Genomic DNA, 11,671 nt, shown 5'->3' with positions numbered 1-11,671 from the left:
CGTTTAAACAACTGGTTATTAAACAACTGGTTATCTCAAACAATTTTTAAGGTCCCCAAATTATTCAGTACTTAATGTTCAGTACTTAATGTTCAGTACTTAACGTCAGTACCTAACGTCAGTACCTATCATTCAGTGCTTGACCAAACTAGAGATTTCCTGAACGTCTTCACAGTGCGCAATTTCATTTCTGGATGCAGACAGTTTGGATGCAGGCAGTCTGGATGTAGAAATTTTATCCGTACTCCTGAGAAACCTGTAATATCCAAAACCTATCAAAAAGATCGGATAAGCAACTTTCCAGGTAAACCCTGAGACCAAAAAACTCAGGGACACGAGTGAAAGAGCCGAAAAAATCCATCTCTTCCAGCCGTTTTCGGTTTTCCAGTATGCAATTATAATGAAAGCGTAGAGGAAAACGTAGTTCTGGCTTACGAACAGCATCATGGTTGATACCGGAATTTTGAAGAGATAACTTCCGAAAACCAGGAAAATTGAAAGTGCATACAGCCCAACCAGGCTGGATACAGGGATATTCCTTTTTGAAAGCCTTCCGAAGACCTCAGGAAAAATTCCTTTCCTGCCCCCGGCGTACAGCAAGCGGCTTGCAGTGAAGTTCCAGGAACAGGCATTTGCTGAAATAACCACTATCATGAGCCAGATAAGCAGTTTTCCTCCGGGCGTAAAAAGCACGAGGCCGGAAAGCCCGGATGCTCCCTGAAGAGAAGCACCTGAAACACTGGCTCCCGCGCTGATTAAGGCAAGCAAAAGGTAAATTAAGGTTACAAGGGCAAAACTGAGCCAGTAAAGGCGAGGTACATTTTTTTCAGGGTCTTTTATTTCCCCCAGGGAAAAAGAAAGGTTTTCCCAGCCGATAAAAGCCCAGAAAAGGAGGGCTGCAACTTTCCAGATGTTATGCAGGTCTATATGCACGTTACCACTAATTGCTCCGCTGGCAATCCCGAGGCCCGAATCCAGAAAATCAAGGTTAAAGGCAATAAGCATGCCTATTAGCAGAAAAAGGACAGCCAGAGATGCGTAATTGATTAGAGAGATAACCCTCATCCCTGCCATGTTCGAAAGAAACATCATGGTTACAAGCAAAACCGCAAAAAGGGCTGCTCCTGTGTCTGACAACTGAAAAAGATGCTTCATATATTCGCTGCCTATAAGAGCAACTGCAGGAAGCCCGAAAAAGAAAGAGCCTCCCACAAGGTAGGAAACCGCATATCCTCCCCAGGGCCCGACAGCCTTTTCAGCATAACCTGCAAGTCCGGCTGTTGAAGGAAATTTGAGGCCAAGGCTGGAGCAGACTTCGATGAGAGGGACTGCGACAATTGCTATAAGGAACCAGCCGAGGATTGCTTCATAGACAGTGCCTGCATCAAGTGCTAAGCCTGGCAGTGCAAGAATGCCTGTGCCTATAAGCATGCAGATTGCAAGCCCCATGCCCCGAGTGAAGGAAATCGTTTTCTTAAGTTCAGTCATTTTTATCTCTTAGGCTACCTGTAAAAGGTTTTGTATATTTATTTGTTCGCAAACAGGCTTTCAGATAATTAAAACACATGCTAAATATATTTGTCCTAAATCTCTCAGTAGAAGAAAAAGACTAAAACATCGAAAAATAATTAAAATATACTCAGGTAATGCAAAAAAGCAATTGCAAGCGCCACGAAACTAAGAATCAGCAAAAACCCCGAAATCCGTATGTACCGGTACTTAATTTTCACCATATCCTCAAATTTTTCCTTTGAGTCCCTGGTCGAATTTATATTAATCTCATACCTTTTCCTGAAGAGCACCATAACCGCAAAAATCAAACTCAGTAACCACAGCACAAGCGGAGCCAGATAGACCAAAATCGAATATCCTTCTGCTCCCTTCATATCTGAAAATGCAATAGCGTGAAAATAGATCCCTTGAAGCAGTCCTGTAACGACAACAAACTGTTTTGCCGTATCTTCCACAACTGAAATAGATTCCCCAACAAGCTTTTCAGCGTTCTTCTTCCAGAAAGGATTGGGCTCAACGGGAACTAAAGGAATATTTCTCTCACCAGCCCCGCTTTCAACTTCTCCTTCAGTCGTCATACCTTTACTTCCCACTCGAATGCTTTTTTACAATTAGAATTGGGACAGGTAAGATCTATAAACATGCTTTTTGGAGTCCTTCGGCTGAATAATTTTTTAACATCAGATGAACCAAAGCGTACTGCAACAGTGTTCCCGTCTTCCACAATTTTTTCTACATCGGTGTAATATTTATACCCGCAGTGAGGACATTTGATGAGTTCAGAAGTCATTCATTCACCAGCTTTTCAAGTTCAGCATCAAATTCTTCTTCCCCCATTTTATTTCGCAATCTTGCAAGGGATCTTGCTACAATCTCCTTATTAGGAGAATTCAATTGCTCAAAGAGTGAGACAGAGATTAAATAATTTCTGAGAGCAATAAGATATTCTTTTTCGTCTTCGTTTATTATTCCAAGTTCATGTAGTGTTACTGCAATTCCATCTTTGTCCCCCAGCTCTTCTTTCATTTTCAGGGACTGATTATAGCTTTTCACGGCTTCTTCGCAGTTCCCCTGTTGATAGTGAACTGTTCCAAGCTGGTGAAGTGTTTTTGCAACTCCGCTTTTGTCCCCTAGTTCTTCTTCAATTTTCAGGGACTGATTATAATTATTCACGGCTTCTTCGTAATTTCCCTGATCCTGATTAATCATTCCAAGTTGATGTAGTGTATATGCAATTCCACCTTCGTCTCCTAAATCTTCTTTTATCTTCAGGGACTGGTTGTAATTTCTCACTGCTTTTCCGTAATTTCCCTGACGATGATGGATCATTCCAAGTGAGTGCAGTGAGTATGCAATTACACTTTTATCCCCCAATTCTTCTCCAATTTTCAGAGACTGGTTATAATCTTTCACTGCTTCGTCGTATTTTCCCTGAAGCTGATGAATATTTCCAAGCTGGTGCAGTGTTTTTGCAATTCCACTTTTGTCCCCTAGTTCTTTTTCAATTTCCATAGATTGTCTATAATTTTTCATTGCTTCTTCGTAGTCGCCCTGATGCTGATGAATGATTCCAATTGCGTGAAGTGCAACCGCAACTCCTTTATTATCCATCTTTTGCTCATATCTATATTTCACATTGTTACATATTTTTAATGTTGTGTTTAAATCTCCTAGAAAGCAGTAAATCCTTGCAAGGTTGAACTCAGCATTTGTTTTTGTATCTCCTGATGTTGTGTTAATAGATTCATTTAACAGGTTCATTGCAAGTTCAATATGCCCCCATCGGATCAGATATTCTATTGTACTTTCTACAACTTCGTTTGCACTTTCCCAATCTTCCGCCTGGTAGTAGTAATCTCTTGCTCTCAGATGATCCCAGAGATTTCTATTCTGAGCGACCAGATTCTCATAGTATCTAGCAGCCCTGATAAGAAGCTCTTTTTTATCCAGTCCGTTTTTTTCCAGTTTTTTGAGTGCAAAATCTTTTACAATTGTGTGTTCCGAGTAAACACCCTTATCGTACTCCTGTTCTTTTGAAATGAGACCCCATTGGAAGAGTTTATTTAAAGATTCTCCAACAGAAAGACTTTGATCTTTCTCATTTCCTATAATCCATGATAATGCTTCAACAGGAACTGCTTCTTCGAAGATTGAAGCACTGAGGAGCAGTTTTTTTGCTTCTTGATTCAGTTTTGAAAAAGACTTTTCCAGCAAGGTAAACTCAATAAGCTTTTTTTGGAGAGGTTCAAGCTCTAATAAAAGATCATCTACTCCCTGACTGGAAGCAAGTACAGCAAACTGGCCTATCGTCCAGGGGTGGCCACCTATGACATCGTAGATTTTCTTTTTCTTTTGAATTCCCAGATATGCCAGCTCCGTAAAATTGTTCATAAGCCAGTTTGTCTGGGGGAAATGGAGTTCTGGAAGAGAAATGTGTTCGATTCCGGCAGCAAGCCTGCCATCTAAGGGATCAAAGTCGTAGCGAGTTGTTATGAGGAATTTTGTGTTTCTGGTTGTGTTGTTAAGGAGTTGCTGGATGAACGCTTTAAGTTCGGGGTTTTCTATGTCGTTCCTTTCTTCGTTCAGGCAATCTTCAAAGTTATCGAAAATGACCAGTAACCTTATCTGCTTCAAGATTTCGACCAGTAAAGTAGTTTTGACTTCAAGAGGAAACTGCTGGTTAAGGATTTGGTTCAGTTCAGGTCTTCCTTTCATCAGCAAAAAACTGTTGAATTTGTTCAGGATATCTTCCGGTCTGGTTGTAGGAGTAAATTTTATTCCCAGAGTGCCTTCGAAGTAATAGCCCATTTTCAGCGCAAATCGAGTTGCAAGTACTGTTTTTCCAATCCCTCCAAAGCCGTGGATAATTGCAGCTCGTTTTACGTCGGATTTGAAGCCTTTTTCAAGAAGCCTGAGTTCTTTTCTCCTGGCAACAAAACCTTTTTCCATGACCTGCAAATCCGGCAGCATCATAGGTTTGAAAACGAATTCAGAAGGTTCCGGTTTTAAATTCCCTACATTAACGCAGTTGCAGTCTGAAAGATAAAGTACCGGAGTTGCAAAGTCGAGTCCATTACCATTTTCTAAGTTCTTCATCACGAGTCTTGCTTCTTTTAAAGCAAGGTCAACAGGTTTTCCACTTGCAATTGCTCTATAAAAATTGTACGCAAACTTTGTGGCTACATCATCAAGTACAGAATATTGCATTGCCACAACAGCAGGAATCCCTCTTTTGGAAAGCATACTGGCCAGATCCCCAAAAGCTTCTTTATTCGAGCCTTTAGCTGATTCGCAGGAACTGAGCACAACAAGCCGGATGCCTCGTTCGGAAAAAAGGTCTGAAAGGGTTTTGTTGTCAATAAGCCTTGCTTTCTGGTCTTCGTTTTCAAAAACAAGATTACCTTTGCCATCTATGCTGATCCCGTGGCCTGTGAAATGGATAATATGATAATCTTGTTCGTTAAGGTAACCTTCGACATTTTCAAAGGTTGCATCTTCAGTAAAGTCCACTTTTATTTTCTGATCTCTTTGAAGTTTGTCCACGGCTTCAAGGATAATTTCCTGTTCTTTTTCCGTGTTCAAAGGCGAAATCCTGGGGTCATCAGGACCGGAAATTATTACCAGCATCCTGAGTACGGAATCAAGAGGTTCAAGCTTTTTCTTCTTCACGCCTGCTGGCAGCCTTGAAATAAGGATGTTTCTTCTTCGAATCAGAAAATCTTCGTCGTCGTGCAGGTATTCCCAGGGCAGCGCTGAAATTTCCGGAACATCTTCTCCAAACCTGAGTGAAATCCTGAGTCCACTGCCATTCTCCTGGACTTCCTGGATGGATTTGTTGAAATACTCGCCTAGTTGACCGGAAAATACCATACTGTAAAGCATTTTCCCAAATTCAACATGCGGCTCTTCTCTATCCTTTTCTTCCTGTGTCTCTGCCTTTTCTTTATGCTTCTTTGGCTCTTCAGGGCTTTCTGTAACTTTTTTCTCTATACTTTTAAGCATCTGAAAGAGTTTCAGGTCTGGCCTGAGTTCAAAATCGTTGCTCGCTACAACATTTCCATCATTCAGAATCGAGGCACGATATGTATAGGGAGAAGCTTCAGGGGATCGGGTAATCTGAAAATCAAGAGAAGAGTATTCCAAAAAAATCACCGATTGTTATTTGGATTTCATAATTAATAAATTTAAAGTGTATATATCAATAAAAATAATATTTAAGACTTAAAAATATGAATTAAAAAACAGAAGTACAGCTTTAAAGGTATCAAGGCTCACATAAAACTCACGAAAATTCAAATCTATTTTGATTAAAGTTGGTGCAATCTAATTTCAGCCTCAAAAGAATCATTTTCATTGGTCGTCGGTTAAGGAATTTTCTTACCTGAAAGCTATCGATTTTGCATTAGAAGCCGTCCTTAAATTTTGGCTTTTTTACATGAAATCGAGACCCTTTTCAGCTAACAACTCATTGAAATATATTACAAATGTTGAGACATTGCTGCAATTTGTCATGATTCCTCACTTAACCGAAGACGCATGAAGCCATGTCTAATATTTTAATTAAATTCTTTTTTATATAACTATTAATATAGTATAAAATAGAGGATGGGAAACCAGAAATGACAGGTATCGGTTATCTTGCAAATAAAAAGACTTTATCGGGTTTGTTGAAGGAAAGCAGGCAGAAGGTTACTGTCTCGATCTTCTAAAAGAAATTTTCGTAAAAACTACATTATAAAATTTAGGAAACAGAGAGAGGTTCCTTCATTGATAAGGCTGTGGCTGCTTAGATGAGTTTTTGAAAAAAAGAAGAAATTAAGAGTTCTACATTATCTTGAAAATTACTACGTTGTCTTTTTAAATAAGTGTAAGTTCTAATATGGAAATGGGGGTTATTATTTGGCTGACAGAGAAAAGATAACTGCAAAACTAAAAGTCGCAGAAGCTGATCAAAGAGATGTCGGAAAAGGAATTGTCCGGATAGATGATAGTTTCAGGGAAAAGCTGGACCTCAAGCCCTTTGACGTCGTGGAAATAAGAGGAGGAAAATCGACTTCAGCCCTGGTGGGACGTCCATATCCCAGCGATTCGGGCCTGGATATTATCCGCATGGACGGACTTATCCGCACAAATGCAAAAACCAGCATAGGGGAGTATGTGGATATTCGCAAAGCCGACTGGAAAGAAGCAAGGAGTGTAACCCTCGCGCCTGTGGCTAAGGGCATGCAGATCTATGCCCCAAGTGAAACTCTTAAAGCCGTATTCATGAACCGTACGGTTTCCAGGGGAGATTTTATTTCCACCACAAGCTTGAGGCGGTCCCGGGAAAGAGAGACTTTCGGTAAAGGAATCATGTTCGAGGATTTCTTTCAGGACTTTTTTGGTCCAGGTATGGAGCAGTCATTTGGGCTGGGAGAAATAAAGTTACAGGTGGTCTCCACTTCCCCGTCCGGGATAGTAAAGATTACAGATATGACAGAAGTTGAGCTTTTACACGAAGCTGCAGAGATAACTCCGGAACAGAATGTTCCTACTGTTATGTATGAGGACCTGGGTGGGGTTAAAGAGGCTATCACTAAAATAAGGGAAATGATAGAGCTGCCTTTGAAGCATCCTGAACTTTTTGATAGGCTAGGAATTGACGCTCCAAAAGGAGTACTGCTTTACGGGCCGCCTGGAACAGGCAAGACAATGCTCGCAAAAGCAGTTGCAAACGAAACTGATGCTTACTTTATCTCAGTCAATGGTCCGGAAATTATGTCCAAGTATTATGGGGAATCAGAAAAAGGGATCAGAGACGTCTTTGAAGAAGCAGAGAAAAACGCTCCTGCAATCATTTTCCTTGATGAAATAGACTCCATCGCACCTAAGAGGGCTGAGGTGACTGGAGAAGTCGAAAGGAGAGTTGTAGCTCAACTCCTCTCCCTGATGGACGGGCTTAAAGAGCGAAAGAACGTGATTGTGATAGGGTCAACCAACCGCCCTGAAGCAATTGATATGGCACTCCGCCGTCCTGGTCGATTTGACAGAGAGATTGAATTAAGGGTTCCGGACACCGAAGGAAGGCTTGAGATTTTCCAGATTCATACGAGAGGTATGCCTCTTGCCGAAAACGTAAATCTCATGGACTTCGCTCAGATAACATATGGGTTTGTGGGAGCTGACATTGCTGCGCTTTGCCGGGAAGCTGCAATGAGTTCCTTGAGGCGGATTCTCCCGAAGATTAACCTCAATGAACCTGAAATTCCAAGCGAAATCCTTGACACACTTCGGGTCACAAGGGAAGATTTTGAAAATGCCCTTAAAGATGTCCAGCCGTCTGCTATAAGAGAAATCCTTATCGAAATTCCTAACGTGAGCTGGGAAGATGTTGGCGGCCTGGAAGGAGTAAAACAACTTCTGAAGGAGGCCGTAGAGTGGCCCCTCAAAAGTCCGGAATCGTACAGGGATATAGGAGTTGAAGCTCCCAAAGGAGTGCTTTTATATGGTCCTCCGGGTACTGGAAAGACTCTCCTTGCAAAAGCCATTGCCCATGAGTCCGAAGCTAACTTCATTACCGCAAAAGGAAGCGATCTGCTTTCCAAGTGGTACGGAGAGTCCGAAAAAAGGATTGCTGAGGTTTTTACACGGGCAAGGCAGGTCGCTCCATCTATTATCTTCCTGGACGAACTTGACTCTCTTGCACCTGTTCGCGGGGCTTCCGTAAGTGAGCCACAGGTTACAGCTAGAATCCTTAATCAGCTCCTTTCCGAGATGGATGGGCTTGAAGAACTCAGAGCTGTAGTGGTAATAGGTGCAACTAACCGTCCTGATATTATAGATCCGGCTCTTCTAAGGCCTGGACGTTTTGATGAGTTAATTTTAGTTCCCGTTCCGGACGCGGGAGCTCGTAAGGAAATATTTAAGGTTCATACCGCGAAAATGTCGCTTTCAGAGGATGTTGATATTGACAAACTCGTATCCATGACCGACCAGTATACAGGTGCTGATATTGCAGCCGTATGTAAAAAGGCAGGAAGAGACGCACTTCGCGAAGACCTTCACGCTAAAGAAGTAAAGCAGAAACATTTCCTTCAAGCGATTGCTGAAACCGGGCCTTCGGTCACTCCTGATACCATGAAATATTACCAGGCTGTACAGAGTGGTCTGAGAAAACGGCAGTCAAAAGAAATAGAGACTCCATTTTATATCTGAGTGCGAGACAGGAAGTTTGGCCTTCTTTTTTCCTTTTTCCTGTTTTCCTTTCTCTTCTCTACTTTTTTATTAACATCCTGATCCCAGCTACCTCCAGTGGTGTAGGTTGAAAATAGAGCCTTTTTCGACAAGTGGCGGCAGTGCGACACTTTTTTGCAAAATCACAAATCTCAAGAAGTTATTGGGTAGAAAAAAAGCTTCACATGACCCCGGAGCCTATCACACCAATAACTGCTTTTTTGTCAATATCTGAAGTTGTCAATTGATTATCTCATGCTCCTCCTACCGCTTTTCGGTGTCCCGAAGTTCATCCGAACTTACATCAGTCCGGGCTTGAGGTTACACGTAGTATTCTTTTTAGGTACACATTTCTATTCTTTTTAGGTACACATTTCCTCGATTTCTGACGGCAAAACCATTTGTAACCTGATCGCTTCTTGCCAGCGTCTCCAGAGGATAAACAATCCAGCAGCACCAATCGCACCCCACGCAATTAACACGCCTAACCCCTGGCCAAAGATAGAAGAAACGACAAGAGGCAGCCCGTCCCACATTGAATGTAGAATGGAAACGAGCAGATAAGCATTAATTACCTTCCAGTTAATGCGGAAGTTGCAGCTCTTGCTTTCCCTGAACAGTACACTGGCTAAAATAGCTGTCCAGGTTCCGTGTCCCAATGGAGAAAGCAGACCCCGGATTAAGGTCACCTCCACTGTTGCCGAAATGCTCCCATGACTTTCCAGGAGGGCCGTAAAGGCGTAACCATTACTTTCCAGGGCTGCAAACCCCATTCCCGCTGCCGCACCCAGAATCAATCCATCCATTTCCGAGTCATGCCGTCTGCGGCGTGCAATCACCAGCACTCCCAGGATTTTAGCAAACTCTTCGATGAATCCTACTCTTAAAATTGCCCTGAGATCTAGCTGACTGATAAAAAATGGCTCTAAAAGAGCAGCAGCAATGATGCCCAGCAGCCCGCCATATATAAAAGCCAGGGAGACCGTTGGCATTGTCAGGCGGCTGAGGTGCCTTCGCTCGTATATGAAAGCTACATAAGCGACAGGGACCATAAAGCTGCCGACCATTGCCAGGGTTGGAAAAAGGTTTGAGTTCTTCGTCAGCAGCAAGGTCACCAGTAAGAGAATGTAGAAGACTACTGCTGTGATTAAAACTTTTAACCATTCATTTCGTCGGACCACTGGCACAGGCGGCTGAACTTCCGTCGTACTGTCCATAATGTCCTCCTGTTTAATTTGTTAATCTTATTCTGCGACATCCAGATCCTGCTGTTTTCAAGGTCTGTTATCAAAGGCTAATTGGGCTCCTGAAATTTTCAGTAACCACATTCAAAGTGCCGCTGCGAATTCAAATTGCTTTCGTGACTAAGCAGCCCGTTTTCTGTCTGCCCTTTATAGCCTGTTCTCCAAAACATCTTTTCCCCATGTGATAAAATACCATTAAGATGTAGCTTTTAATGTTAACCCTCCGATAGCGGTACCCAGCAAATTTTATTAAAATCGTGAAGAGGAGTGACCCAGTGCAGTAAAGTATAGCCAGATCCTTGAAAGATAACTGGTTTAATGGCAACAATAGAGATCTTTGCTCTGTCAGGATAATCTTTAACCACCCGAACCTGTGATTTCCAGAAACTTGCTAAAGAGTCAGTCCCTGGGAAAGTAAGAAGATTTCTAAAGATATGGCTTGAGAAAGTTTCACAGGCATTATTTCCGGACCCAGGTTTAATAGATACAGGTTTAGCAGACTCAGGTTTAACAGATTCAGGTTTAACAGATTTAAGTTTAACAGACTAAGGTTTAATAGATTCAGGTTTAACAGATTCAGATTTAACAGACTAAGGTTTAACAGATTCAGGTTTAATAGATACAGGTTTAATTTTATGAATTAATATTTTTTTCCTGGCAGATGTGTTCTTAATTCCGTTAAAGTTTCTATTCCGCGCCTACGTAATTCTTTGAGGTTTCCCTGGTATACGACTGCTGCCGGCACTAACAGTAATGGAATAGTTGCTGCAACTTTAGCTCCTTCTGAAATAGGCAGCGCAGCTAACAAGCTTGATCCAGTAACACCATAAATAGGAACTATAGGAAACAACATAGCTAAACCGAATGCTCTTCTGAAATGGATGCCTAATTTTGCAGCCAGAAAACCATTAGACCCTATAACCACACCGATGCCGATACTTGGTCCTATAGTCCGAAACGGATTATATGATGGCCCGATATATAGTCCAAAATCAACGCCAAAAAAGGAAACAAGCCCATTGAATTGGTCCCTTTCCTGATTGGAGTTTCCTCCAAGCCCTGATACAACTATGCCAATGTCCAGTTGCAGAGGTCCTCTTTCTGCTCCCCTTCCGTCCATTATACCATTACTTTCCTTAAACGGTAATAAGGTTTACCTATATTCTGATTTTTCCAAAAAGCTGTGGCCTTATTTCGAGGATGTAGTTTGCATGCTCACTACTCTAACAGTTTTTCTATTCGGCAAATCGTTCACGATTTCATATTCAAACCCCATGGTGCCTAAATCTGTAACTTCCCCGCCGTCTTCCTCATATATTGCAATGAATCCTGATTCGAATATTGAACTCGCTTTCTGATTCTCGCTTTCTGATTCTCGTTTTCTACAACTTTGATTTTTAAGGTACTTCCTTCTAATTTGTTAAAATTTATAATATGTCAAATGTGACTAGAACAATTGCTTGCCGTTGGAAAAATCTACTATACTCGCATAAACCCTGTGGGATTAGTTCTACAATCGAAGGAATATAGTGTTTTTTACGGACATATAGTTGATTTTCCAGTAATATTGGGAAAAAATGGGGACAAATTAGAGTAGATATTAAGAAACGCAGCAAATTGAAATTAGTGTGCTTAGTAATCAATTTTTTATTAAGTCAATTAAAGTGTTAATTGTTAGAGGCTTTGGTAGTACAAATTATATT

7 protein-coding genes are annotated in these 11,671 nt (G+C 41.5%); 1 reads left to right on the top strand and 6 read right to left on the bottom strand.

The window, feature by feature from the left end; all coding sequences use genetic code 11:
• Positions 1-132: 132 nt before the first annotated feature.
• The 4 genes from MSKOL_RS06400 to MSKOL_RS06385 form a co-directional block, all read right to left on the bottom strand.
• Complete coding sequence (locus MSKOL_RS06400) at positions 133-1,488, bottom strand: APC family permease (RefSeq protein WP_048154497.1); 1,356 nt, start codon at positions 1,486-1,488, stop codon at positions 133-135.
• A 140-nt stretch (positions 1,489-1,628) separates the two neighbouring features.
• Positions 1,629-2,090 (bottom strand): hypothetical protein, encoded by a 462-nt coding sequence (locus MSKOL_RS06395; protein ID WP_048154496.1) that lies wholly within the window; start codon positions 2,088-2,090, stop codon positions 1,629-1,631.
• Entirely contained in the window at positions 2,087-2,302 is a 216-nt protein-coding gene (locus MSKOL_RS06390) for a hypothetical protein (protein ID WP_048154491.1), read from the bottom strand. The genes MSKOL_RS06395 and MSKOL_RS06390 overlap by 4 nt, the downstream gene beginning before the upstream one ends.
• Positions 2,299-5,655 carry a tetratricopeptide repeat protein gene (locus tag MSKOL_RS06385; protein ID WP_048154488.1) on the bottom strand — a complete coding sequence of 1,119 codons (3,357 nt, stop codon included), beginning with the start codon at positions 5,653-5,655 and terminating at the stop codon, positions 2,299-2,301. The genes MSKOL_RS06390 and MSKOL_RS06385 overlap by 4 nt, the downstream gene beginning before the upstream one ends.
• 756 nt (positions 5,656-6,411) lie before the next feature.
• Between MSKOL_RS06385 and MSKOL_RS06380 the strand changes: the two genes are divergently transcribed.
• Positions 6,412-8,706 (top strand): CDC48 family AAA ATPase, encoded by a 2,295-nt coding sequence (locus MSKOL_RS06380; protein ID WP_048119575.1) that lies wholly within the window; start codon positions 6,412-6,414, stop codon positions 8,704-8,706.
• 380 nt (positions 8,707-9,086) lie between these two features.
• On the opposite strand, the gene MSKOL_RS06375 is transcribed toward MSKOL_RS06380, so the two are convergent.
• Both MSKOL_RS06375 and MSKOL_RS06370 read right to left on the bottom strand, forming a co-directional pair.
• A complete protein-coding gene (locus tag MSKOL_RS06375; RefSeq protein ID WP_048119573.1) occupies positions 9,087-9,941 on the bottom strand; it encodes a PrsW family intramembrane metalloprotease in 855 nt (284 codons plus the stop codon).
• Between the two features lie 667 nt (positions 9,942-10,608).
• The gene (locus MSKOL_RS06370) at positions 10,609-11,088 is read right to left on the bottom strand and encodes a hypothetical protein (RefSeq protein WP_048154485.1); all 480 of its coding nucleotides are present in this window, start codon (positions 11,086-11,088) and stop codon (positions 10,609-10,611) included.
• Positions 11,089-11,671: the final 583 nt, after the last annotated feature.

Source organism: Methanosarcina sp. Kolksee, from assembly GCF_000969945.1.
Classification (GTDB): domain Archaea; phylum Halobacteriota; class Methanosarcinia; order Methanosarcinales; family Methanosarcinaceae; genus Methanosarcina; species Methanosarcina vacuolata.
The sequence above is the reverse complement of the archived record's forward strand: the minus strand, read 5'-3'. Positions and strand labels throughout refer to the sequence as shown.